Below are 25,088 nucleotides of genomic sequence, written 5' to 3'. Positions count from 1 at the left end.
TTACGCCATTCGTAAACAGTTAATTTATAAGTATAAAAAAAGCCGCGTACTGCATTTGCTGTAAGCGGCTTTTTTGTGTCTAGGCTCTAGGCTCTAGGCTCTAGGCTCTAGGCAGAATTAGAACGTGTAGTTATACTGAGCACCAATAAGTACTGCATGACCTTTTGATTCAAAAGACCATTGCTGAGGTAGCGTTTCGCTTTCTACTTTTTCAGTGAACTTTTGCGTTTTACCACGTAATACACTCACACCTAAATCAACGTTTGAGTTTTGATCAATCGCGTAGTTACCACCGAACGAGAACCAGAAGCGGTCTGTATCAGGAATAGAAATTGATAAATGCTGTTGTGACACTGGCGACTCATCAAACGCAAAGCCGGCACGTAGCATTAAGTTTTCGCTGTATTGGTAATCAGCACCGATTGAGTAGCGCATTGCATCAGAAAAGTCTTCTGTTTTTTCAAAGGCACTGAACTTATCGCCTGTAGGCGCAGTAACTTGCGCTTCTAATGAGTCAAAGCTGCTCCAACCTGTCCATAATACGCTGTAGTGAACGCCTAGTTTCTCGTCTAACTGATGAGAGCCTGAGAACTCAGCAATTGCTGGTAATGTAATTTCAACAGAGCCCGGTAATTCAAGCTGTCCGTTTAATCCACCAGGAATAAATGAAGGTAGTTCATTCGAGTATTCACCTTCAAAAGTAATATCTGTTTCTGTACGGTAGTTAAAACCAAAGCGGCTATTTTCATCTAATTGATACATTAAGCCGACGTTTAAGCCGTAGCCCATATCATCACCTTCAAGGTGAACAGCATCAGCACTTGCAGGAATAGAAGCAATAGCAGGGTTTACAGGAGGTACTACACCAAACTTACGAATAATCTTCGCTTCTGCATAAATTGCATTCAAACCAATACCAAAGCTAAACTGCTCTGATACTTTATAAGCAACACTTGCGTTCATGTTTACAGTAACAATTTCAGTTTCACCGGCAATTTGGCCAGCTGCGTAATCATCGTTAAACTCAGTAGCAAGGCCAAAGTTAGAAAAAGCACCAAACCCAACCGATACTTTATCGTTTACTGGCATAGTGAAATAACCTGCTGGAATAATCGCGCTTGGTGCAATGCTGTCATCATTTAATACGCTGTTATCTAAACCATATCCGTTACCGGTTCCTTCTAAACTCACATCTGGAATTACAGCAATAGCTGCAACACTAAGTTGCTTCTCTTTAAACAACGTCATTAATGCTGGGTTACGTGCAACCACAGACGCATCGTCTGCTACAGACGCTTCACCTGCGTATGCGCGGCCTAAACCAGATACGTTTTGCTCAGCAAGTTGAAAAGCCGCTGCAAAAGTATCAGCTGAAACAAATGCCAGCGATGCCGCAATAAGAGTTTTAGTAAATTTCATTGTTGTGTCCTTAGCCAAACTTACTGTTTGGATAGCTATGTGTGTTGTTATTAGAGTTTCAAACCTACGTACCCTACCTTAATTTTTTATAAAAAACCTTACTAAAACGTTAAAAAAAGCCAAAAAACACGTTTTTTAACGACAATTTAACAACTATTTAAAACTCATCGGACAAGAAGTGTGGTATTAGAGTATATACTCTAATGAGATTAATTCTTATTTGCATTGACTTAAAATACTTTGCAATTTACACTGCAATTAAAATCACAAAGGGAGAAAACTGTGATCATTTTACTTATTATTGCTGGGCTTATTTTTTGCGGCATTAGTGTTTATTTCTTTTATAAGGCAAATTATTGCGCGTGTACGCGTGCTGGGAAATGTGACAATCCTGTCAATCAATATTGGCTCGCAGCCATTGCCATGGCGATTATTTCTTTGGTTTTTTGTTGCTTAGCGCTGCATGTAGAATTAGGCACATTACTGTGGTTAACGCTGATGGGAAGTTGTTTTTTGGGTGGCTATATTTCTGTTAAAACAAACGAAAAAAGAAGATGTAACGCTAAAGCAGTAAATGCTCTTTTAAAAGCCGAGGCAAATTAATCTTATAATCAGCAGGTTTAACACTTGCCTGTATTTTTATCTCGTTATTATTTAAGCTTAAATCTATATCTTTTGCGGTAACATGATGGTTATGTTTAGCGTTGTAAAAAAGCTTCACTTTAGGTTTGATAGGGTTTGAATGATTGCCCTCTAGCACCAACGCTAATCGCTCATTGGTTAACTTAACAATAGTCCCTACTGGGTGTACACCTAAACACTTAATAAATAACTGTACTAACTCTGCATCAAACAGCTGTTTGTTAGCTAACAAATAGCGAAGCGCATTAATTGGCTCATCACCCTCTTGATGCGGTCTATCTGCTGTCAATGCATCGTATACGTCTACAATCGCAATGATCCGAGCTGGGCGGCTTAATTTGCTTCCATCTACACCTCTTGGATAGCCTGAACCATCAAGACGCTCATGATGATTTACAATCATATCAAGCATTAAAGGCGTAATACCTTTTCCGCCTTTTAACAATCCTAAGCTTTGTGCGACATGCTTTTTTATTGCCGTCATTTCGTTACCCGTGACTTTTCCTGGTTTGGAAAATATCCCTTGCGGTAACTTAGCCTGACCTAAGTCATGCATTAAAGCCCCCATTGCAAGCTCTTGCACAACAGCGCGTTTATAACCTAAGTATTTAGCAAACACCGCTGTAAAAATGGTGCAGTTGATCATATGACGCCAGTTGTAACTGTGCTTATCTTTGATCCGAGTTAAAATAGTCATAGCGTGTTCATTACGAAATACAGAGCTCACTATTTCATTACTTATTTCATTGAGCGCTTCAATATTAAGTGACAAACCTGATGTTAAGTCACCAAAAATACTTTGTAGTTTTCTGTTGTGCGCATCATAACTCACACTGGCTTTTGCAAACTCTTGCTCTAAGCTTATAGCAACCTTTGCCTTAACTGGCTTATCTTGCTTAGCTACAGGAGCTTGTGGTTTTTGTTTTTCTTTGTATTTAGCTGGTACGGCGACATCACTTTTTGTAAAGTCGATGAGAAGCTCAAGCACCCCTTCGGTAATTAAACGCTGAATGATTGATTTATCACGAACCAAACCACTGGTTTTAATTTTTATGCCATCGACACTCTCCTGCTGCTTAGTAACGCTATTTACGTACATGCCTGGAACGAGTTCTGATATAGGTAAGGTGATTAGCATAAAAATGAGGGTTTCTATAATTAATGAATATATACTTTAAATAGCATTATTTAGCTATAAAAGTCTAGCTTTTGAGTTCAGGGTAATAATAAATGATTAACATCAATAATTATACGCACTAGCAAGAATAAACCATAAGCTCAGCAATGAATATACGCCTAAAGGTATAAAATAGATTGCTACATATTTTATTATCGAAAATTAAATAATGTAAGGCAGCGGACTAATTTAAATAATTGTAGGTATTTTGAGGAAGAAACAGGAAATGATACTTTAAACGCAAATGGCGCTCTCGGTAGGGATCGAACCTACAACTCAGCCTCCGGAGGGCCACGTGATATCCATTTCACCACGAGAGCACATTTGTTGCCGCCACATCAACTCGCGATATCAATGCTTTAGCATGCGCAATAATAAAGGCATCTTTGTATAAATGCCAGCATGATTCGTTTACATGTCTATAATTTAAACTAATCACTTCACAAAAGGTAAAAAAAGCGCTATTTGTTTATATTCTATAAAAAAACAGTAACGCTTTAGACACATATTATCTATTATTGTCACTGAACGGAAAGATTAAACACGAGGAAGTAATTATGAAGTTAATGTCAACAGAGCAAGTTGCTGAATTTTTAGGTGTAAAAGCAGAGCGCGTTAAACGCCTTGCTCGAGAAAGCCTATTAATCGCTAAATCAGAAGATGATAACGGCGAAATGCAATTTGACGCTGATGAAGTAGCAAAATACAAAGAGCTTGCGGAACGCTTTGGCGGACTTTAACCCTCCATTAAAGCAATAAGCTCATCCAGTTGCGCGCGCAATACAACAACCTGATTGTTTATAGCGCGTTGCTCATACCAACCTATACATAACAGTAAATAAACTAACTGATAGCAATTGAGTTTGTGCATAGATAAATAAAATTGTTCTGATAGGGTGTGCGTTTTGTAATTGTTAAGCAGAGCCTGCTTGCCTGAAGCATCTAATTTAAAACTAACCGCTAACGCAGCAAGATCAAAATACACATCATTTGTTTGAGCATACTCAAAATCGATTAAATAAACGCCTTGCGGGTTTACCACGATATTTTCTTTGACTAAGTCGTTATGGCAAAAGCCACTATCTACGGGCATGTTGGCTATGCTTTTTAATGTTTTGTTTATGAGCTTTTCATACTGTTTAAACACTAATAAATGCTGATAGGCTTGCAATTCCAAAGCTATATTCATTGCCTCATTATTAGTTGTATACGCATGTAGCTTAACAAGTTTAGTCAGTAGCGGCATCGCCAAATAAGACTGAGCGACGTCGCCATCAATATAGTTAAAAGCTGCGCGCTTATTTTGCTTATCAAGCCAGATGGGAGCAGAGCAAACTTGTTGTTTACTGAGCTCATATTGGGCATGTAAACCTACTTGTGGCCAATACGCTTTATAACACTTTAATAAATAAGCTTGGCTGTCAGTACGGATCAAAAAGTTATCGTTGCTTAAACCGTTAACCAAATACTCTGTTGAGGTTATTGTGCTCGGTACTAAAAACGCGCTACAAATATTAACTAACTGAGAATGCTGATTCATAGATTAAAGTTGCGCCATGGGCTTGGCTTGGCTTTGCTCGTATTCTTCGTACCACGTTTTAAATCCCCATGCTGCCATAACGGTATAAAATACAAATAAAACAAGGGTTGGGTAATAGCCTTTTTCATAGTACAAATACATAGAGGCCGCATCAATGACTATCCAATAGAGCCAATTTTCTAGTACTTTTTTAGCTACCAGATACGTAGTAACCACAGCAAAGCAAGTTGTGAAACTATCAAGATACGCAAAATCTGCATGCGTATAGTTTTGCATTACATAGCCAATTGCTAATGACACTAATGCAGTCAGTACAATTAAAATAATATGTCGGTTTACCGGCCAGGATGTAATTAGTCGCTGCGCTTGATTAGCCTTGCCTTTGCGCCACACGACCCAACCAAACACCGCCATATACATATAATAAAAGTTTAGTAACGACTCCATTAGCAGCGCGCCATTCCAATACATAATGGTATAAATAAGCGTACTAAAAAAAGCCGCAGGCCAGCACCATAAGTTCTCTTTAATGGCCAGTAATAAATACGCCATCGACAAAGCAACCGCAATATATTCCCAATGCGACATAGCAGTAAAACCACTGAGTATTTGCGTTACAAAATCCATCATTATAAAACGACCGTGTTTGTTAAGAGGTTATTCGGGAGATAAATCGCCCGAAATAAATTTACACACAAATATAGCTTTACCAAATTGCTCATATGAATGTTTAATTTCTGTGCTGATCACTTGCATAACTAGGTCATAATCACCAAATATTTGGGTCGACATAGTATTAGTGATCACTTTGAGTTCTTCGTAGGCATTAACTCTGTCGATAAAGCCTTTAATAAAAGGAATGTAATCTTGGTGGAGCGGGTATTTACTGATCTCTACTGATAATTTCATTTCAAACTCACCTTTTTAATTATTTGATTTCAACTAATCATTCAACGCAACTTAAATACAGTGTAAAATTACACTAACACTCAATTTAAATGAGCTCATTATGGCACGCAGAATTACCTACACTTTTAAAAATAAACCGCGCGAAATTAACTTCGCCAAAGATAAATACCACGATATGTATCAGGCTATTGCGGCTGCCGAAGGTATCGATTTAACTAACTACTTAAACATGGTACGCCAAATTGAAATGACCTCTAAAGGGTCATCGGCAGTGCGTAACTTTCGTGATCAAGAATTTGCTCGCATGGGCTTTAGCGATATTTACTTTATAAAAGAGTAACGATACCGATTAAGTGAGCATCACGATCATTCTAGCAATGTAAACTTAATGGGTATTTTTAAAATAAATATTAGCGCTGGTACTCATAACTTACGCGCGGTGTAATATTACACAATAACTCGTAAGATATAGTATCAGCACATTGTGCAATTTCTTCTACCGGCAACTCAGGCCCCCACATTACTACCTCATCGCCGACTTTGATGCCATCAGTATTTTCACCAATATCAACACTGATCATATCCATAGAGATGTTGCCAGCAATACCATAACGTTTGCCAGCAATCACTACTGGGGTACCATGTTTAGCATGACGCGGATAACCATCACCATAGCCCATAGCAACCACTGCAAGCTTAGTCGGCTGAGCACTTTGCCAACTGCCACCATAACCAACACCTTGCGCAGCATCAACATCGCGAATTGCAATAACCTTAGTAGTTAAGCGCATCACCGGCTTAAGCTGATGATCTTTGCCTGAAGTGTTAAGCATTGGTGATACACCATACATCATCAAGCCTGGACGCACCCACTCGCCATGACCGGCAGGCCAAGCAATAATACCGGCCGAATTTGCTAAACAATGTGCTTGTTGTTTGCCTTGCACTAATGAATCAAACAAAGCAATTTGATCAGCTGTTTTGGGATCATTAACATCATCGGCACTGGAAAAATGCGTCATTAAATTGATTGTATCTTTAGCGTTATTAGTCGCTTGCAAGCGCTGATAAAAATCATTCAATTGCGTTGGTGCAACCCCTAAACGATGCATACCCGTATTGATTTTTAACCAGCAACTGATTGGTGCATCGAGCTTTGCATTTTCAAGTGCTCTGAGCTGGTTTTCATCATGGATTATGGTTTGAAAGTTATTGGCTAATAAAATCGGCAAGTCATCTTGATGGAAAAAACCTTCCAACAACACAATAGGCTTGGTCAGCCCGCCTGCTCGCAGTGCGAGCGCTTCATCTATTCGTGCCACTGCAAATGCGTCGGCATCATTAAGGTGCTGCGCTATTTTTACTAAACCATGGCCATAAGCATTGGCTTTTAATACCGCCATAACTTTACTGTTAGGCGCAAACTGTCGCACTTGCGCTAAATTATGAGCAAGTGCTTGTAAGTTAATTTCGGCAATAGCTAAGCGCATTAGTAATCATCATCTACAGCAGGCCCCGCGTAATTATCAAAGCGAGAGAATTGACCTTGGAAGGTTAGGCGCACTTTACCAATCGGACCGTTACGCTGTTTACCGATGATAATTTCTGCAACACCTTTATCAGTACTGTCTTCGTTGTATACTTCGTCACGATAAATAAACATGATTAAATCGGCATCTTGCTCAATAGAGCCCGACTCACGCAAATCTGAGTTAATTGGGCGTTTATCAGCACGTTGCTCTAGGGTACGGTTAAGCTGCGATAGTGCAACAACCGGACACTGTAATTCTTTTGCTAATGCTTTAAGTGAACGTGAAATTTCGGCAATTTCTAAGGTACGATTATCTGACAAGCTAGGTACGCGCATTAATTGTAGGTAATCGACCATGATCATACTAATACCACCATGATCGCGGGCAATACGACGTGCACGTGAACGTACATCAGTGGGTGTTAAGCCTGAGGCGTCATCAACATACATTTTGCCTTTTTCCATGAGTAACCCCATGGTTGATGAAAGGCGCGCCCAGTCATCGTCATCTAGCTGACCAGTACGTACTTTGGTTTGGTTAATTCGGCCAAGGGACGCCAGCATCCTCATCATAATTTGTTCAGAGGGCATCTCTAGTGAGTAGATAAGTACAGGCTTGTCTTGGGTCATTGCTGCATGCTCAGCAAGGTTCATCGCAAAGGTAGTTTTACCCATCGATGGACGTGCTGCTACAATAATTAAATCTGAGGGCTGCAGACCAGTCGTCATTTTATCTAAATCAGCGTAACCTGTGCTTACACCGGTAACACCATCTTGTGGCGATTGATAAAGCTCTTCTATTTTATCAACGGTTTTTTCAAGTATATTGTGAATGCTTTGCGGGCCATCACTACTTTTTGTACGTTGCTCAGCAATTTTAAATACTTTGCTCTCAGCAAAGTCGAGTAAATCGTGACTTGTGCGCCCTTCTGGGTTAAAGCCTGCTTCGGCTATTTCATTGGCGACACCAATCATTTCACGCACAACTGCACGCTCGCGTACAATGCTAGCGTAAGCATCAATATTAGCAGCACTTGGGGTGTTTTTAGCTATTTCGGCTAAATACGCAAAGCCACCAATCCCTGAAAGCTGATTATTTTTTTCTAAACTTTCAGAAATAGTAATTAAATCAATCGGATCGCCAATTTCAGCCAGTGCTGTCATTGCCTCAAAAATAAGCTTATGGGTACGGGTATAAAAATCCTGCGCCACAACAAGTTCAGCTACGCGATCAAATGCTTGGTTATCAAGCATTAAACCACCTAAAACAGATTGTTCAGCTTCTATTGAATGGGGAGGAACTTTAAGAGTGTCGACTTGCTTATCTGGTTTGGCCATAACTTCACAGTACTAAAATTGAATAGCTCTATTCTATCGACTTGGCGGGGCTGTGCAAATAGCAAAGCAGGAAATCTTTTCCTGCTTTTTGTTACTTAAAATAAAATAGCTGATTATTGACGTTTAAGTTCGATAACACCGCTAATAGTATTCATCTCTACGCTAGCATCAGTGCCATTAGTATTAAACTTAATTCCACTTGCTGGGCCATATTTGGCTTTTTGTACTTGATCGTTAGTTAACTGGTTGTCAATTTTACCGCCAGCGTGTGCTTCCACCTCAAATTGTGCAGATAAATCAGCAGGGAAATAAAACGCAGCGTTACCACTAACAGATTCAAAACTCACATCAGCATCACTCAGAAGGCGGTTAATTTGTACTTTAACTTCGCCATTAACGGTGCTTATTTGTAACTCTTTAATTGTATCTAAATTAAAGTTAATATCGCCATTTACGTTTTCTAAGCGAATATCATTGGCCGTCGAGTTTGATGTAATATCGCCATTAACCGCACTAAAACGAACTTCACCGCTAGATTGCTGATCATCAATCGAACCATTAACAGTTTCAAATTGAACTTTACCATTAAGTGCTTTTGCCTTGATGTCACCATTTACAGTGGTCAGCTTAATATCGCCATTAAGATCTTTTACTGTGATAGCCCCATTAACTACATCAATTTCAGTACCTTTTTGTAACTCTTTGGCCGTTATAGATGCATTAACACCCACAAATTCTAGCGCACTACTTTTTGGCATAAAAATAGTGAGCGTTGAGCCATTGTTGTTATTATCCCAATTAGAAAGTTCAGGCATTTTCACAATAAACTGGGTTTTATTACCCTGTGTTTTAAGTGTGTAGCCTTGTGCTTTATCATCAAGTTCACCGGTTACTTTAAATTGATTTTTATCCCAACCTGTCACTTTAATATCACCACGCTGGTTTTCAATGTGGATCACCCCAGCATTGGGTACCTCAATTTGCTGATCTATTTTTTCACCAGCAAATACGGCCATGGGTAATAAAGCGATCCCTAATATTATTGCTTTCATTTATTTCTCCTAGATGTGTTGCCAACGCGGTGCATGCACCTTGTTAATTAAGTCGAGTTGTTGTTGATATACTTGCGCTAACATAGACAGTAGCGCCTTATTTTGTGGTTCATTTTCAAGTGTTTGCTTTATAGCCTGCTCAGCATCTTCAAGTTCTTGTAGCTGCACTTGCCAGTTATCTGTTAGTGCCGCTTGGCTTTGGTATTGAACAAGTAAACTTTGTTTTTGTTTAGTAAAAAACTCACTCATCGCCACAGCGGTATTTGTCTCTGGAGATGTAAAAAACAGCATAGTGCTAACCAAAGCAGCCACACAACATGCTGCAATAGCAGTTAGCTTCGGCCAAACTACACTATTAACTTTACTTGTCTGCTTATTAGTCATTATGGCGCGCTCAATCCCATCCCACAGCTCTTTATCGGGTGTTATATTTTTATTTAACTGTGTTAGCGACTCATTTAAGTAGTCATCAAAATTTGTTTTACTCATTTTCGTACCACTGTTTTAATAATTGCCTTGCACGATGATATTGCGCCTTACTAGAGCCTACCGCCATACCTAGCAAGGTTGCTATTTCTTCATGCCTATAACCTTCAACGGCATACAGTACAAATACCATTCTTGCGCGCTCAGGCAGCCTAACGATTAATTTATCTAAGCCATTTAAGCCATTGCAGTCATTTGCAGATTGCTCATCCATACCGCTTTGTTCAAAGCTAATAACTTTATTAAGCCAATGTTTTTGCTTACGCACATAGCTAATAGCAATATTACTGGTGACACTGTAAAGCCAGGTAGAAAATTGCGAACGCCCATCAAATTGCGCTATTTTGTGCCATACCTGTACAAATACTTCTTGGGTTGCATCTTGCGCATGCCCCTCATCGGCTATTAGCCTCAGGCATAAGCCATAAACTTTTGCTTTATGCATGTCATAGAGCGCTTTATAGGCTAACTGGTCGCCGTTTTTAACTTGATCAATAAGCATTTGCTGCACTTGATCAGTTATTGGCTGATTAGCGTCCATTAACATCGCAAATTTTTCCTGTTTATAATTATGTAATTGCAATTTAACTTATTAGACGTGAGAAGAAATAGAAAGGTTTAAATGAAATAGAAAATATTTGTAGAAAATGAAGCTTTATTTTAGAAAAGTGTTTTATTTTACCCACAACAAACAATTTATTACTTTGGGTTATAAATTTTAGACACAAAAAAACCGTGCAAAGCACGGTTTTTTTAGCTTAATATTTAAAATTAAGCTTCAGCAATAACGATTACTTTAATAGTAGCTGTTACGTCTGAGTGTACTGCGATTGCAACGTCAAATTCGCCAGTCTCACGGATAGTACCTAGAGGTAAACGAACTTCTGATTTAGCAACTTCAACACCAACAGCTGAGATAGCGTCAGCGATGTCACGAGTACCGATTGAACCGAATAATTTACCTTCGTCACCAGCTTTAGATACTAATGTAACTTCTGCTAATGCTTCAAGTTTGTCAGCGCGTGCTTGTGCTGCAGTTAACTGTTCAGCGATTTTTGCTTCTAGTTCTGCGCGACGTGCGTCAAACGTTTCAATGTTTGCTTTAGTTGCAGGAACTGCCTTACCTTGTGGGAAAAGGAAGTTACGTGCGAAGCCAGATTTAACAACAACCTGGTCACCTAGGCCACCTAGGTTAGCGATCTTATCTAGTAGAATAACTTGCATGTTTCTACACCTTTTAAAAACGTGTTAATCCGCTGCTTACTTATGTAAGTCAGTGTATGGAAGAAGGGCTAAGTAGCGAGCACGCTTAATAGCAGTTGCTAGCTGGCGCTGGTATTTAGCGCTAGTACCTGTGATACGGCTAGGTACGATTTTGCCACTTTCTGTAACATAGTTTCTAAGAGTAGCTAGATCTTTGTAATCGATTTGTTGTACGCCTTCCGCTTTAAAGCGGCAGAACTTACGACGTCTGAAATAACGTGCCATGAGATTAATTCCTCAAATAATTCTTTCTATATGCTGAGCATGCAAAACCAATTGGCTAAGGCCGTTACGACCTTCGTGGCGATTTAAAAAACCACTCACTTGCAATGCCTGCCCAACGTGCAAATGTTGAGTCTGTTGTTGCATTTGCTTACCACTGGCAACCACCTGAAGCCTCACATAACTATTACGGTTAAGATCTGCTTCAACTTGCATTGATTTATGTTCTACAACAAAAATACAATGCGGTATGCCCGCGGGGCTTTGGCTAAACTTGGGTGTTTTACAAACAACCCCCGATATAACCAGCTGATTCGTATATGGGCTAACCATTATAGTAACTGCTGACTACGTGCCATGCTAGGACTCAAAACAATTAAGCAGCTGGTGCTTCTTTCTTCTCTTCTCTTACAAGAGGAGACGCTTCAGTTACAGCGTTTTTAGTACGCATAACTAAGTTACGAAGCACTGCATCGTTGTAGCGGAAAGTAGTTTCTAGCTCGCTGATTACTTCAGTTGGTGCTTCAACGTTCATAAGAACATAATGAGCTTTATGAAGCTTGTTGATTGGGTAAGCCAGTTGACGACGGCCCCAGTCTTCAAGACGGTGGATAGTACCACCTGCTTCAGTGATAGAACCAGTATAACGTTCGATCATACCAGATACTTGCTCACTCTGATCAGGGTGAACCATGAATACGATTTCGTAATGACGCATGGATATTCCTTACGGTTAATAGAGCCTTCTACCGTTTCGGCCGGTCGGTTTAAGGCAAGGAATTAATAGTTTAAAAGCCGAAATGAGCGCGCATTTTACGCTTAGTAGGATAATTAAGCAAGCAGGTTTTTAAGCTTTAATAGATAAGCGTTAAAGGGTTCGGGGTTCGGGGTTCGGGGTTCGGGGTTCGGGGTTCGGGGTTCGGGGTTCGGGGTTCGGGGTTCGGGGTTCGGGAAGAGATTATTGGATGCTCCCTTTATATCAATAAGTAAAATAAAGATAAGTGTTTAAATTTTTTGTGGTAGACGCCGAGCTTGAAAAGCATAGCTTTAAATTATTTAAGCTCTACATTTGCTTCTAAAATATAAACATTTACTCAAACCTAAAGCCGTGCAATTATTGAGCAACACATTATTTAATAAGGATATTTATGAAGCTTTTACTATCGCTTGTGTTAATAGTTACTTTTAGTACACCTGTTTTAAGCTATGCAGACACCGCTACAACCGACATAACCGTTGGTAAAAAAGTCATTCTACAATCAAAAATACTTAACGAAGACAGACCTATCAGAATATTCATACCTGACAATGTAAAAGACGATCAGCCGCTCTATGTTATTTATTTACTTGATGGTGTTGAGCACTTTCATACGGCGTCTGGCGTTATAAAATCCCTTGTTGATTACGAGCAGATACCTAATGCAATGCTTGTTGCTATTGATACAACCAACCGTGTTCGTGATTACTTACCTAAAGTACAAGGTGAGCCTAAAACGGAGTTTCAAACCTTTGTTAAAAATAAATGGCCTGACGCAGGGCAAACCGATAATTTTTTAAAGTTTGTGTCTGATGAGCTCATGCCCTATATAAATAGCAACTACCCAACTAATGGTTACAACACCTTAATTGGTCATTCTAATGCTGGTACATTAGCGCTTTATACTTTAGTTAATCAACCGGCATTATTTAACAACTACATCGCTATAAGCCCAAATAGTTGGTGGAGTGATGAAGAGTTAAAAAGTAATATTATTAAATACACTAAAAACCCCAAAGGCGCTCAAGCGTTATTTATTAGTGTTGCAAGTGAAGGCGCACGCTTTTATACCGGCGTATTAAATACTTTAGTAAATTTAGAGCAACAAATGCCCACGCAGCTAAAATGGAAATATAAGCATTATCCCACTTTTACTCATATGGGCACCATACTTCCAGCACTTAGCGATAGCCTAATTCACTTATTTAGCGACCTAATATTTAAAGTGACTGACGAGCACGGAAAATTTGCAGATGTATCATTGATTACCGGTTACTACCAAGCACTTAGTGATAAGTACGGATTTGAGCTTAAAATTCCACAAGATGTGTACGTAGAATTTGCCCACAGCCAGCAAGAGTTTGGTAACACTAAAAAAGCTATTTCAACACTAAAACACTTTACTAACGATTACCCTAATGCTGCTTACTCTCACATGCGATTATCGCAAGGCTACACTGCTAATAAACAGTTCAAAGAGGCACTCACTAGTATGAAACACGCACTAGAACTTGCTAAACAGAACTCGCGTGACCCATTGTTAATCGATGCACTGCAAGATATGGTGAATGAAGCACAAGAAAATTTGTAGCTCATTAATTTAAAAGCATTACGAGCTTTGCTCGTCGCGTCAGCAGGCTGTACGCATACACTAAAGAAAGCATTAGCCTATAAAAAAACCGATGTTTAAACTAAACATCGGTTTTTCTTTGGCTAAAAGCTGACAGCTAAAAACTGACAGCTTGGCTTTATCACTTCCCTATCGCTTCTTTGGCGAACAGGTGCTTTATAGGCCCAAGATTATCAACCAGCGATAGCCCTACTCCCCGAATCAGCTTTTTAACTGGGTTTGCACCTTCAAATAGCTCTTTGAGCCCTTGCATCATGGCGATGTGTTTTTGTGCGTCGAGCTTACGGGTGCGCTCGTAATCACGCAGTGTGCGCGTACTGGCAAATTCTTTGGCGTCTTGACTTAGTAGCTCAATTAAATAAGCGGCATCTTTTAGGCCCAGGTTCATACCGAGCCCTGCTAATGGATGAATGGTATGCGCTGCATCGCCCATTAACACCACCTTGCCATTAACCCATTGTTGGGCGTAACGCATTTTAAGAGGGAACGCGACGCGCTTACTTTGCACTTCACATAAACCGCACTGCCCATCTATTGCAGCCATTACTGCTTTGTTAAAAGTAGTGTCGTCCATTGCTAACAATTCATCACAATGATTCGGGCTGGTTGACCACACAATTGAATGAGTATGCTCATCGCTTAGTGGTAAAAACGCTAGTGGCCCGGTTGGTAAAAACACTTGGCGTGCGGTATTTGCGTGTGACTCTTTGGTTTTAACTGTCGCTACTAACGCATGGTGATCGTAATCTTTAAAGCTCAGCGCCATATTAAACTGTTTACGAATCGCTGAATTTGCGCCATCGGCCGCCACCAGCAACTTAGCAATAATAGGTTCGCCAGTTTTTAAATTAATAAATACGTCAGACTCACTTTGATGTATTTGCTGATACTCAGTATCAAACATCACTGTGGCATTACTTTGTTGCTCAAGCTCTTTTATTAGCGCAAAGCGAATAATATCGTTTTCAACAATGTGCCCTAAATGCTCAAGCTCAAGTTGCTCGTTATTAAAGGTTATTTTTCCAAAGCTGTCGGCATCGCGTACATCCATGTGCGTATAAGCACAAGCACGCTCAGCTATTATGTGTGGCCATACATTTAACTGCTCGAGCAAAGTTTGGCTGGCAATACTTAGTGCACTAACTCGTAAGCCATAATCATCGCTAGGTGAAGCTTGAGTTGGCGCAGCATCTAACACAGCCACGCTAATATTCGCTTTAGCAAGCCCGAGCGCCAGCGTTAAACCTACGCAGCCACCACCCACTATACAAACCTGTACTTGTTTCATAAACGTGTACCTTGTTTAACTTGTCCCATTAACTGTTTAGTCAATGGGGCTTTAAATGCGGGGAATAAATCCATTGAAAATAGCCCAATACTACGACCAAGCGCTAACACCCGTGATGAGTTTGAAAAAAGTCGAACCAAGGCATCGGTCAATGTCATCACGGTGTTTATATCATCACTGCGCTTAATTGAATATTGACGAGTAAAGGCATAACTCCCTAAATCATGTTCACTGTTTGCTATTAAGTTACTAAGCACTTGTACGTCGCGCAGCCCTAAATTAAAGCCTTGACCTGCAATTGGGTGAATGGCGTGTGCCGCGTTACCTATTACCACAGTACGGTGCGCCGTCAACGATTCGATTTGCCCATAAACCAGCGGATAACTGGCGCGCATACCGACTTTTATAAATTGCCCTGCACGATAACCAAAGGTGGTTTGCAGCGCACTTATAAAGTCTGGTTCACTTAGCGACATATACTGCTCAATATGTTCTTGGCGCATACACCATACTAACGAATAGCGGTTATTACTCATGGGTAATAAAGCCATTGGGCCATTTTGGGTAAACCGCTCAAACGCATGATGGTTATGTCCACCAGCGACTTCTATATTGGCAATAATCGCACCTTGTTCATAAGGCTGGGTATTGAAGCCGAGCCCCAATAAATTACGAGTTGGCGACTGTGCACCGTCGGCAATCACCAACAGCTTAGCACTGAGTTTTTCGCTACTTTGTAATGTAAGTTCATTACTATCGGCGTTTTGTTTTATCGCTGTTACGCTATCTGGGCAAAAAAGCGATATGTTTGATTGCATTAAACGCTGATGCAGCGCTCTGCCAAATGGGTTTACCTCTACCACATAACCTAATGAGGGTTTTGCAAACTCATCACACTGTATATGGGTTTTACCAAAGTGCCCTTTGTCTGACACACTCACTTTTTTTATGGCCGCAGCATAGGGAGCGTTCATTTCAAATAAATTGAGGCTTTGTAAATACTCTACCGACTGCTGGGCAAGTGCGATGCTTCTGTCATCAAAGCTTGGATGATAATCAGTGGTTACTTGATTTGCTTCAATTACAGCAATATTTAAGCTGGGATTTTTTTTACTTATACTTAGAGCACAACTTGCGCCGACTAAACCACCACCAATTACTACAACATCAAACTGCTTAGCCACTTTTATCTCCAAGCTTATGCGTTTTTAGCGCTTTGCATTAACGCTTCTATTTCGCTAATTTTTTTAGGCACGGTAATCGTTAAGTTTTCGTGACCAGACTCAGTTACTAATAAGTTATCTTCAATACGAATACCTATGCCTTGGTATTTTTTGGGTGCGTTTGAATCTTTACTAATATAAAGCCCAGGTTCAATGGTCAGTACCATACCAGGTTCAAAAGCACGCTCTTGGTTATTAACCTTGTAACCACCTACATCGTGAACATCGAGTCCTAACCAATGGCCAAGACCATGCATGTAATATTCTTTACAGGCACCTTGCGCCATTAGCTCATCAAAATCGCCGGTTAAAATACCTAAATCGAGTAACCCTTGGGTTAGCACTTGCATAGCTAATTTATTAGCCTGCGATAAGTAGCCACCGGGCTTTACTTCGCTAAAAGCGACTTCTTGCGCTTTGAGTACAATATTATAAAGCGCAGCTTGCTCAGTGCTAAATTTACCGTTAACGGGGAAAGTACGGGTAATGTCGGCTGCGTAACCTTGTAGCTCACAACCTGAATCAATCAGCACTAGGTCGCCATTGTTTAATACATCGCTGTTTTGGGTGTAGTGCAAAATATTAGCGTTATCGCCACTACCGACAATAGTGCCATAAGCTGGATATGGCGCACCGTTCATTGCATAGTGATGATGAAGCTCTGCCTCTAATTGAAACTCGGTTGCGCCAACGTGGGAAAAGCGCATGGCACGCATGTGTGCTCGGGCACTTATTTCACAGCCTTCACGCATAATGTTAATTTCACTTGGCGATTTAAATAGGCGCATCTCGTGTAATAGCGGACGAATATCTTTAAGGGTACTCGGTGCTGTATCGCCTTTTTTGGGGGCACTACGCAAAGTATTGAGCATTGAAAAGACTTTGCCGTCGAAGGCAGGATACGTCCCTTGTGCATAAAATAAAATCTGTTGGCCGTTCACCAAATTCAATAATTGTTCATTTAGCTCACTAAGTGCATAAGTTTTGTCGAATAAGTATTCGCTTTGTGCTTTTTCAAAACCAATGCGTCTGCCGTGCCATACCTCTGCAAGTTTGTCTTTATCTAAACAAAATAATAGTGAGGGTGTATCACTGTTTTTGCAAAGCACCAACACGGCATCGGGTTCGTTAAAACCAGTTAAGTAAAAAAAGTCACTGTCTTGTCGAAAGGGATAATGAGTATCACGGCTGCGCGTGAGTTCTGTTGCTGCGGGAATTATAGCAATACTGTTATTATCCATTGCCGCCAATAAACGCTCGCGGCGCGCTTTAAACTCTGACTTTTGTATTTCAACCATTAATAACTAACCCATTATTTTTATTGTGTTGCTCAATTAATGCAGTGTTTTTTTATTGCTTTGTGGGTTTTGCTCTTTGCCAAGTTCAGCAAAACACAGTAACGCCGATACGCGGACGTACTCAATCACTTCATGCAGTGCTTGGCTATCTTCTTCGGTTTCTTCAAAGGTTGTATCTAGGCGTGTAATCTCGCTAAAGTCGCTGATCACTTCTTTTACATCTGCCGACAGCTTGCCATAATCTTTTTGCTTTAAGCCAAAACCCAACATAAACCCAGCTACCCATGATACGAGCCCGTTGGCCTGATCGATGAGTGTTTCGTCATCACTAGGTAAAAACAAGTCAAATTGAAACTCTTCGTTATTAAAACTTTCAACCACTTGTTGATAAATTTGGCCAAAAAACTGTTTTAAATCGTTGCTAAACGACTCGCCATCATTAAATACATCGCTCAGTAAGCCTAAATACTCTTTATCGTCAATGCTTAGCCCACAAGCAAGTAAGCCGCTAATAACGCCATGCGCTTCTGCGGGTGATACAAATATTTCATTTTTCTCTAAAAGAAGTTGGGCTTTTTCGTAATCTGGTAAGTTATTCATAATGACGTCTTCGCTTTGCTAATTAAAGCAATGCTACCACTCGATAAAAAGCAACTCCAATGAATTCTATGACTGAGGTCAAAAGCAAGCGATTGAAAAGCAAATTGAGTTCAAAAAGCAATCTTAAAAGTAAATACAAGATTAAATTTGCAGGAAAACTGAGCGAACAGTTTAATTTTTTACAATTGGGGTTTAAGGATTGGAATATGTCTTATATACTAAATTTGTTCCCTGGGGTGCAGGAGCTTGGTTAAGTCCCTGAGCCGATAAATTTTATACCAGGATTTTTGTTCGTTTACTATTGTGCAAGCTCGGCATGTACCGAGAAGCCTACGGTAAACCGCAGATTTCCGCCCTGAAACCTCAAGGTTTCAGGACTGACACTGGGCACCGCATTCTCGGGGAACACCTTCCTTTATAGCTTAGGTTCTCAAGCATTTCTTTATAACTAAATATTCCCTATCTTTCGTCTTTAAATATATCGAACTGCGTTTCCACAGCCCGATATTAAACTTATTTCTAACACCTATCCCTTTGTCTTTTTAATGCCTAACACTACTTAAACCAACCTTGAAAGCGCTCCATCAGCATATAGTTAACGGGAACAAGTAATAAGGTTATAAAAGTCGCAAATATAATCCCAAATCCTAAGCTTACTGCCATAGGTATTAAAAACTGCGCTTGAGTCGCCTTTTCAAACAGCAGCGGCATTAAACCTATAAAAGTGGTTAAACTAGTTAGCATAACCGGGCGAAAACGCGCTACGCCGGCGGTTTTAACAGCTTCCATTAAATCGAGCCCTTCACTGCGCTTTTTATTAATAAAATCAACCAATACTAACGAGTCGTTCACCACGACCCCAATTAACGCGAGCATTCCCAGCAAACTCATAATGGTAAGCTCCATAGCCATGATCCAATGGCCAATTACTGCGCCAATCATGCCAAAAGGAATAATGCTCATCACCACCAGTGGCTGTAAGTACGATTTAAAGGGAATTGCGAGCAACCCATAAATTACAAAAAATACAAATACCATTCCCCACAGTAACGAACCAAACGATTCGCGCTGCTCTTTGGCTTCACCTTCTAATGAATGGCTTACACCTGGGTATTGTTGCACCAGTTCATCTAAGTAGGTTTTTAAATCAGCTTGAAGCACGGTCATATTGGTATCGGTTTTTTCTACATCCGCCGACACATTAAGTGTACGGTAACGATCAATACGGGTAATGGTTGATGGGCTTTGACCCGGTACTAAAGTGGCCACGTGTGACAGCGGCACTCGCCCACCATTAGGCGTTTGTATTAATATATCTTTTAAATCAGCAACTGAGCGCCTTTCATCTATAGGTAAGCGCACCATAACGCGCACATCATCACGCCCGCGTTGAATGCGCTGTACTTGTACACCAAAAAACGAGTTACGCACTTGTCTTGATACATCAACTCTATTTAATCCAAGTGCAAGCCCTTGCTCTGTTAGCTCTATTTGTAGCTCTTCTTTACCATCAGACATGCTATCGGCAATATCAAACACGCTTGGATAAGTGGCCAATCGTTGTTTAATTTGCTCAGCCACTGTTTGCAGTGTGGTTATGGAATTACCCGATAATTGAATATCAATTGGGTTTGAGCTTCTACCTATTTCTGCTCTAAATGTGAGACTTTCAGCCCCTGGGATCACCCCTATTAATTGCCGCCACTCTTTTACCAACTCACGCGAACCAATATCAGACTCTCGTTGTTCTGCTGGGGTGATTTCAAAGCGCACACTACCCGAATTAGCCGCACCGCCTCGCCCGCCAGTGCTCGCTAGAATATTAAGGATAATACTTTGCCCTGTTTCTTCATCTTGATACTTACGCTGAAGCTCTCTGGCTTTATCTGACATATCAATAATGTATTTATTCGTGACTTCAAACGGTGTTCCCGCAGGAAAAGTTAAATTAACCCGAACTGTTTCACTGGGAATACGTGGGAAGAAAATAAACTTAGTCCAACCACTGGTGATCATGGTTAAAATAATTAAAAACACGCCCATAAATAAACTGACTGTGGCCAGTTTGTTGCGTAGCGCTAGCCCTAATACGGGTTGGTAATATTTTAAAATGGCATGCTCAAAACCATCTGCAAAACGTTGTTGGAGTTGCTCTAATTTAGAACCTTTGCCTTTTTGCTGGCGCAGTTTGATATATTTTAAATGCGCTGGCAGCACAAATTTAGATTCAATCAATGAAAACAATAATACCGGAATAACCACCACCGGAATTTGCGCAAAAATAGCGCCTCGCGCGCCTTCTATAAAACCTAACGGTAAAAAAGCGGCCACGGTGGTTAACACGCCAAATGTAACTGGCGTGGCTACTTCTTGAGTTCCTTTTATAGCAGCCTCTTCGCCCGATTTGGCGGTTTTTAAATGGGTATACACGTTTTCACCGGTAACAATGGCATCGTCCACCACAATCCCTAGCACCAATATAAAACCAAATAAGCTGATCACATTTATGGTCACGCCAAAGGCGGCCATTGCCATAAACGCGCCCATAAATGAAACCGGAATACCAATAAATACCCAAAACGCGATGGCAGGTCTTAAAAATAATGTCAGTAACCCCAGTACCAAAATACCGCCCTGTAAAGCATTGCTAGTTAGGGTGGCAATACGGCTTTTTACTACCTCGGAGTCATCATCCCAATAGCTTAAATAAAACCCTTGCGGTAAATTAGCTTGCTCACTGGTAATATAGTTTTTAACTGCATCGGCCACTTCTATCGCACTTTGCGGACCAATACGGTACACATCGATAAATGCGGCTTGTTTGCCATTAAAGCGGGTGCGCACGGGGGTTTCTTCAAAATCATCGTTAATGGTTGCAATATCACTTAAGCGAATAATAGTGCCATCGGCTTGATTTTTTATCACAATGCTTGCAAATTCATCTTTGCGGTAAGCTTGCCCTTTAGAGCGAATAAGTACATCGCCGCCCTCTGTTTTAAGGTTTCCTGCTGAAATATCAGAACTTGAATTGGCAATGGCACTGGATATTTGCGCCAAGGTTAAATCGTATTGGCGCAGCGTATCTTGGCTTACTTCGATTGCCAGCTCATAATTACGTACGCCACTAAGTTCAACTTGGGTAATCGCCGGAATACGCAGTAATTCATCACGGACTTGCTCTGCATATTCTAGGGTTTCTTTTTCGTTGTAGTCACTTGAAACAGTGACTGCTATTACTTCACGCTTACGCTGGATTAACCCTATTACTGGTTTTTCTGCATCGGCTGGAAAGGTATTAATGGCATCGACACGGCTCTTTATATCCGCTAACAATTCACGCTCGTCGTAGCCAGTGTCAACCTCAACGCTCACTTGTGATGACCCCTCAGAAGAGCGGCTCGATATTTGTTTAATACCTTCGAGATCTTGTAATGCTTCTTCTATTCGTATGGTGACCCCTTTTTCAGCATCTTCTGGGGTTGAACCACGTAAACTCACACTAATATTTATACGATCAGAAACAAACGAGGGAAACACCTCTAACGGTAACTTAGAAGACAGGCTGAATAGGCCGCCCAACACAATACTAATTAGCAGTAAGTTGGCAGCCACATGGTTACGTGTAAACCAAGCGATCATGGCTGCTCTCCTGGTTTTTGTGCTTTAGGAGTCGCATCCATTATCTGCACTGGCGTACCTGAACTCACTTGACCCAGTGGCGTCAGCACTAATTGACTACCCGCTTCAAGACCTTTACTCACAATGCCTTGCAGCGCATTTTGCCACGCTAAAGCAATATTTTTACGCTGTAGTGTGCCATTTTCAACCACATAAACATAACTGCCTTGATATATCGCACTATTGGGAATAACGAGTACCTGAGAGGCGACTTTGCCATTAATTTTAGCTTTAACGTATTGCCCTATTTTCACTGGGTATTGATTATCACTGGTTGATTTATAAGGGTCATTAATTTTAGCCACCACATACAATTGCTGAGCACTTTCATCTATTGCGCCCTCAGTACGAATAAGTTGGCCTTGCCATTGTTGCTCGCCAATTAAATCTGAAGTGAAATTAACCGCTGAGCCACGCTGATTTTTAGCACCATCTCGATATTGCTCAGGTAAATTAATAAAAGGCAGATCTTTATTCTTTATCGGTAAGCGTATTTCAACACTGTCGGTTGCATAAATTGTCGCCAACTGCATATTGTTAGATACCACCTGACCTAAGTCAACGCTGCGGTTTAATACTCGCCCAGCATAAGGGGCTTTAATTTTAGTACGTTCTAGATTTAGTTGCGCTTTTTCCAATTGTGCTTGTGCTGACAAAACCTGTGCTTGCGCTGCTGCTAGCTGTGGCTTTCTAAGTACTAAAATACTCGGTTCAGACTCATTGCCTAAACGTTGCCAATCAGTAAGCGCTTGTCGGCCTCGCGCTTGCTCTTCTAGTAAGTTTTGCTCGGCATTGAGCAAATTAGCTTGTGCTGATTTAACTTCCGCTTTTAAATCACGATCATCCAGTTGTAGTAACATGTCGCCTTTTTCAAAAAAACCACCTTCGCGGAACTGCTCATTTATATCAATAATCAGCCCAGAAACCTGAGCCACCAACATACTTTGAGTTCGTGGTTTAACCGTACCAAAGCTATCAATTTCAACGGGGTAGTCAATTAACTGCAATGGTTTTACCGCTACATTAATTTTTGCTTTTGGCGGTGCTGAAAAACGTGATGCTTTAGGCGGGTTTCCTTTAATAAACATCACCAAAAAAATGGTCGCTATAATGATAGCAGCGGGAACAATGATTTTTTGTTTGTTGAGTTTCATAGTGCTTGCTCATCCTGTGCGGATCTTGATTTTGCAAAGTCGCCCCCAAGAGCAACATGTAATTTAATGCGATTTGTAAGTAGTTGGTTTTTAATTTCAATCAGTGAACTTTGTGCATCAAACGAGCGTGCTTGTGCATCTAATACGGTGGTGTAGCTCACTAAACCACTTTGATATTGTTCAAACGATAATTGCTCTGCTGCTAAGGCATTTTCTTGTGCCTGCAAGGTGCTTTGGTAGCGTGCCTTTAAAGATTGTTGTTGGGTAATAGCATTTTCAACATCACCAAATGCATCATATAATGATTGCAGATAGGCTTGCTCTTGCTTTTGCGTTTGTAAACTGGCTATTTCCTCGTTCGCAGCGAGTCGCCCAGCGTCAAAAATAGGCGCTGAAATGCTACCAATAAGTGACCACGCAAAACTTGAAGCAGAAAATAAGTCGCTTACCCTGTTAGTGCTATCGCTTAAACCTGCCGCTAAATTTAAACTCGGAAAACGCTGTTTATGCGCATACGCAAGCGAAGCGTCGCTGGCTAATAACTGATACCAACTAGCACGCAACGCAGGTTTGCGAGTAATAAGCTCCGACGGTAAACCAAGAGGAATGTCGTCATTAATTACAGGTAGGTCGTTATTCGCTGCTATCAATCCTTTTGGATACTCCCCCAATAAACGCTCAAGGCTACGTGCAGCTTGAGTCAAATTTGCTTTTTGGGTTGCTATACGGGAGCGTTCATTGTTTAACTCATTGCGAGCTAAATAAACATCTAACGCTTCATTTAAACCTTGGCGATAACCCGACTCAATAATCTCAAGGTTTTGCTGGGCGTTAGCTTCTCTGCGCTTAAACAAATCAAGTAATTGCTCTGCACTGATTAAGTTAAACCAATTTGTTATAACATCTGCAATAAGCTGTTGTTTAGTTTGCTCATAGCGAGCTTGCTGAGCAAGGTAGTTGAGGTTGTCTCTACGCTTTGCATCAGAGAGTTTACCCCATAAATCAATTTCATAACCTAACTCTAACGATACAGAGCTTGAGTTATTATAACTAACCGGACGATTATCTTTGCTTCGCCCTACTCGCGTTAAAATATCTAAACTGGGCCATAAAGCGGCACCGGTGACAATTAATTGCTGTTTTTGTATTTCTACATCAAAACGGTTTTGCAATAGTTGCTGATTGTTTTTTAGCGCTTGAGTAACTAGCTGCTTTACTGTTGGTGAAGCAAGTTTATTAAACCATGTGTCGTTGACAGCAACTACTGATTCAACAGCTGTTTGTTGCCACTGATCTGGGAGTGTATTCGGTGCTTGCTCACGTAGTTGCGGGTTTAAGTTACTCGCACAACCACTTAGCAGCATAATACTTATTGCCAATAAAGGTGGCTTATATTGCCACATCATGTTTAAACCTGATTAATGCTATTTATGAATGTTATTCAAGCACTTTAGCAAACGTTGCTCAATTGACTTTACATAACATTACATACTTTGCGATGAAATTATAAGTGCCGTAGATACGCCAAGTATTAACATATTGATTACAAATTAATAAACAACCTAATTTTTAGCCAAAAAAGCTGAATAAAGTTCTCAAAGCGGTACGAAAAGGACAGAGGGACTTACTATTTATGACGTGCTGGAAAAATAGAGCAGGATAGAAAAAACTTAGAAACAAAAAAGCCCCGCATATGCGAGGCTTTGTATAAATGGTACCGACTAACCGAGTCGACGGATAACTTGAACAGACTACTGATTACAGTTTCTTTTTCTAGTTACATTGTAAATGGTGCCGACTAACCGAGTCGAACGGTTGACCTACTGATTACAAGTCAGTTGCTCTACCAGCTGAGCTAAGTCGGCACACTAAACTATGTGC

Annotated in this window: 25 protein-coding genes, 2 tRNA genes and 1 other RNA gene; 5 read left to right on the top strand and 23 right to left on the bottom strand. The window is 40.6% G+C overall.

Going from position 1 to position 25,088, the window contains the following annotated elements; genetic code table 11:
• Nucleotides 1-117 precede the first annotated feature (117 nt).
• Nucleotides 118-1,419 (bottom strand): outer membrane protein transport protein, encoded by a 1,302-nt coding sequence (locus tag ACTRWE_RS10700; RefSeq protein ID WP_427683988.1) that lies wholly within the window; start codon nt 1,417-1,419, stop codon nt 118-120.
• 282 nt (nt 1,420-1,701) lie between these two features.
• Here ACTRWE_RS10700 and ACTRWE_RS10695 point away from each other — a divergent pair, with 282 nt between their 5' ends.
• Nucleotides 1,702-2,022: a hypothetical protein gene (locus tag ACTRWE_RS10695; protein WP_076922061.1), complete on the top strand. Its 321-nt coding sequence runs from the start codon at nt 1,702-1,704 to the stop codon at nt 2,020-2,022.
• On the opposite strand, the gene ACTRWE_RS10690 is transcribed toward ACTRWE_RS10695, so the two are convergent.
• Entirely contained in the window at nt 1,982-3,199 is a 1,218-nt protein-coding gene (locus ACTRWE_RS10690; protein WP_013464161.1) for an HD-GYP domain-containing protein, read from the bottom strand. The genes ACTRWE_RS10695 and ACTRWE_RS10690 overlap by 41 nt on opposite strands.
• Before the next feature lie 284 nt (nt 3,200-3,483).
• Nucleotides 3,484-3,558, bottom strand: a tRNA-Arg gene (locus ACTRWE_RS10685).
• 237 nt (nt 3,559-3,795) lie between these two features.
• Between ACTRWE_RS10685 and ACTRWE_RS10680 the strand changes: the two genes are divergently transcribed.
• Nucleotides 3,796-3,978 carry a hypothetical protein gene (locus tag ACTRWE_RS10680; protein ID WP_008110377.1) on the top strand — a complete coding sequence of 61 codons (183 nt, stop codon included), beginning with the start codon at nt 3,796-3,798 and terminating at the stop codon, nt 3,976-3,978.
• Here ACTRWE_RS10680 and ACTRWE_RS10675 read toward each other — a convergent pair.
• From ACTRWE_RS10675 to ACTRWE_RS10665, 3 genes are read right to left on the bottom strand one after another with little or no spacing between them, the layout of a single operon-like run.
• Entirely contained in the window at nt 3,975-4,778 is an 804-nt protein-coding gene (locus ACTRWE_RS10675) for a phosphotransferase family protein (protein ID WP_427683986.1), read from the bottom strand. The genes ACTRWE_RS10680 and ACTRWE_RS10675 overlap by 4 nt on opposite strands.
• A gap of 3 nt (nt 4,779-4,781) precedes the next feature.
• A complete protein-coding gene (gene pnuC, locus ACTRWE_RS10670; protein ID WP_076922065.1) occupies nt 4,782-5,405 on the bottom strand; it encodes a nicotinamide riboside transporter PnuC in 624 nt (207 codons plus the stop codon).
• Between the two features lie 30 nt (nt 5,406-5,435).
• Nucleotides 5,436-5,687, bottom strand: coding sequence for a hypothetical protein (locus tag ACTRWE_RS10665; protein WP_008110382.1), 252 nt, complete (start codon nt 5,685-5,687; stop codon nt 5,436-5,438).
• A 100-nt stretch (nt 5,688-5,787) separates the two neighbouring features.
• On the opposite strand from ACTRWE_RS10665, the gene ACTRWE_RS10660 reads away from it, so the two are divergent.
• Nucleotides 5,788-6,027 carry a DUF2960 domain-containing protein gene (locus tag ACTRWE_RS10660; protein ID WP_462879981.1) on the top strand — a complete coding sequence of 80 codons (240 nt, stop codon included), beginning with the start codon at nt 5,788-5,790 and terminating at the stop codon, nt 6,025-6,027.
• Between the two features lie 70 nt (nt 6,028-6,097).
• Here the strand turns inward: ACTRWE_RS10660 and alr are convergent, their stop codons facing one another.
• The 9 genes from alr to rpsF form a co-directional block, all read right to left on the bottom strand.
• Nucleotides 6,098-7,177: an alanine racemase gene (gene alr, locus ACTRWE_RS10655; protein WP_462879980.1), complete on the bottom strand. Its 1,080-nt coding sequence runs from the start codon at nt 7,175-7,177 to the stop codon at nt 6,098-6,100.
• The gene (gene dnaB, locus ACTRWE_RS10650; RefSeq protein WP_041695638.1) at nt 7,177-8,556 is read right to left on the bottom strand and encodes a replicative DNA helicase; all 1,380 of its coding nucleotides are present in this window, start codon (nt 8,554-8,556) and stop codon (nt 7,177-7,179) included. Before dnaB ends, alr begins: the two co-directional genes overlap by 1 nt.
• A gap of 113 nt (nt 8,557-8,669) precedes the next feature.
• Nucleotides 8,670-9,608, bottom strand: coding sequence for a DUF4097 family beta strand repeat-containing protein (locus ACTRWE_RS10645; RefSeq protein WP_462879979.1), 939 nt, complete (start codon nt 9,606-9,608; stop codon nt 8,670-8,672).
• Nucleotides 9,609-9,617: 9 nt separating this feature from the next.
• Nucleotides 9,618-10,097: a hypothetical protein gene (locus tag ACTRWE_RS10640; RefSeq protein ID WP_462879978.1), complete on the bottom strand. Its 480-nt coding sequence runs from the start codon at nt 10,095-10,097 to the stop codon at nt 9,618-9,620.
• Nucleotides 10,090-10,641, bottom strand: coding sequence for an RNA polymerase sigma factor (locus tag ACTRWE_RS10635; RefSeq protein WP_016900127.1), 552 nt, complete (start codon nt 10,639-10,641; stop codon nt 10,090-10,092). The genes ACTRWE_RS10640 and ACTRWE_RS10635 overlap by 8 nt, the downstream gene beginning before the upstream one ends.
• 224 nt (nt 10,642-10,865) lie before the next feature.
• Nucleotides 10,866-11,318 carry a 50S ribosomal protein L9 gene (gene rplI, locus ACTRWE_RS10630; RefSeq protein WP_008110407.1) on the bottom strand — a complete coding sequence of 151 codons (453 nt, stop codon included), beginning with the start codon at nt 11,316-11,318 and terminating at the stop codon, nt 10,866-10,868.
• Between the two features lie 36 nt (nt 11,319-11,354).
• Nucleotides 11,355-11,582, bottom strand: coding sequence for a 30S ribosomal protein S18 (gene rpsR, locus ACTRWE_RS10625; protein ID WP_002962753.1), 228 nt, complete (start codon nt 11,580-11,582; stop codon nt 11,355-11,357).
• 12 nt (nt 11,583-11,594) lie between these two features.
• Nucleotides 11,595-11,912 (bottom strand): primosomal replication protein N, encoded by a 318-nt coding sequence (priB, locus tag ACTRWE_RS10620; protein WP_008466122.1) that lies wholly within the window; start codon nt 11,910-11,912, stop codon nt 11,595-11,597.
• Nucleotides 11,913-11,955: 43 nt separating this feature from the next.
• Nucleotides 11,956-12,297 (bottom strand): 30S ribosomal protein S6, encoded by a 342-nt coding sequence (gene rpsF, locus ACTRWE_RS10615; RefSeq protein WP_008110420.1) that lies wholly within the window; start codon nt 12,295-12,297, stop codon nt 11,956-11,958.
• Between the two features lie 430 nt (nt 12,298-12,727).
• On the opposite strand from rpsF, the gene ACTRWE_RS10610 reads away from it, so the two are divergent.
• Nucleotides 12,728-13,927, top strand: a complete 1,200-nt coding sequence (locus ACTRWE_RS10610) for an alpha/beta hydrolase-fold protein (RefSeq protein WP_462879977.1) — start codon at nt 12,728-12,730, stop codon at nt 13,925-13,927.
• Between the two features lie 160 nt (nt 13,928-14,087).
• On the opposite strand, the gene ACTRWE_RS10605 is transcribed toward ACTRWE_RS10610, so the two are convergent.
• From ACTRWE_RS10605 to ACTRWE_RS10590, 4 genes are read right to left on the bottom strand one after another with little or no spacing between them, the layout of a single operon-like run.
• On the bottom strand, nt 14,088-15,254 hold the full coding sequence (locus tag ACTRWE_RS10605; RefSeq protein WP_462879976.1) for an FAD-dependent oxidoreductase: 1,167 nt from the start codon (nt 15,252-15,254) through the stop codon (nt 14,088-14,090).
• Nucleotides 15,251-16,438 carry a 2-octaprenyl-6-methoxyphenyl hydroxylase gene (gene ubiH, locus ACTRWE_RS10600; RefSeq protein ID WP_462879975.1) on the bottom strand — a complete coding sequence of 396 codons (1,188 nt, stop codon included), beginning with the start codon at nt 16,436-16,438 and terminating at the stop codon, nt 15,251-15,253. Before ubiH ends, ACTRWE_RS10605 begins: the two co-directional genes overlap by 4 nt.
• 14 nt (nt 16,439-16,452) lie before the next feature.
• Nucleotides 16,453-17,775 carry a Xaa-Pro aminopeptidase gene (pepP, locus tag ACTRWE_RS10595; protein WP_462879974.1) on the bottom strand — a complete coding sequence of 441 codons (1,323 nt, stop codon included), beginning with the start codon at nt 17,773-17,775 and terminating at the stop codon, nt 16,453-16,455.
• A 36-nt stretch (nt 17,776-17,811) separates the two neighbouring features.
• Nucleotides 17,812-18,375, bottom strand: coding sequence for a UPF0149 family protein (locus ACTRWE_RS10590; RefSeq protein WP_008110427.1), 564 nt, complete (start codon nt 18,373-18,375; stop codon nt 17,812-17,814).
• A 225-nt stretch (nt 18,376-18,600) separates the two neighbouring features.
• On the opposite strand from ACTRWE_RS10590, the gene ssrS reads away from it, so the two are divergent.
• Nucleotides 18,601-18,784: non-coding RNA, 6S RNA (ssrS, locus tag ACTRWE_RS10585), on the top strand.
• 146 nt (nt 18,785-18,930) lie between these two features.
• On the opposite strand, the gene ACTRWE_RS10580 is transcribed toward ssrS, so the two are convergent.
• The 4 genes from ACTRWE_RS10580 to ACTRWE_RS10565 all read right to left on the bottom strand — a co-directional run bounded on the left by ACTRWE_RS10580 (nt 18,931) and on the right by ACTRWE_RS10565 (nt 25,072).
• Nucleotides 18,931-22,014, bottom strand: a complete 3,084-nt coding sequence (locus ACTRWE_RS10580) for an efflux RND transporter permease subunit (RefSeq protein WP_033102606.1) — start codon at nt 22,012-22,014, stop codon at nt 18,931-18,933.
• Nucleotides 22,011-23,207, bottom strand: coding sequence for an efflux RND transporter periplasmic adaptor subunit (locus tag ACTRWE_RS10575; RefSeq protein ID WP_350608476.1), 1,197 nt, complete (start codon nt 23,205-23,207; stop codon nt 22,011-22,013). The genes ACTRWE_RS10580 and ACTRWE_RS10575 overlap by 4 nt, the downstream gene beginning before the upstream one ends.
• Complete coding sequence (locus ACTRWE_RS10570; protein ID WP_462879973.1) at nt 23,204-24,613, bottom strand: TolC family protein; 1,410 nt, start codon at nt 24,611-24,613, stop codon at nt 23,204-23,206. Before ACTRWE_RS10570 ends, ACTRWE_RS10575 begins: the two co-directional genes overlap by 4 nt.
• Nucleotides 24,614-24,996: 383 nt before the next feature.
• Nucleotides 24,997-25,072 (bottom strand) — tRNA-Thr (locus ACTRWE_RS10565).
• Nucleotides 25,073-25,088 lie beyond the last annotated feature (16 nt).

The organism is Pseudoalteromonas sp. G5_S1_54_S4, from assembly GCF_054968565.1.
This window is presented reverse-complemented; position numbering and strand designations above follow the sequence as displayed.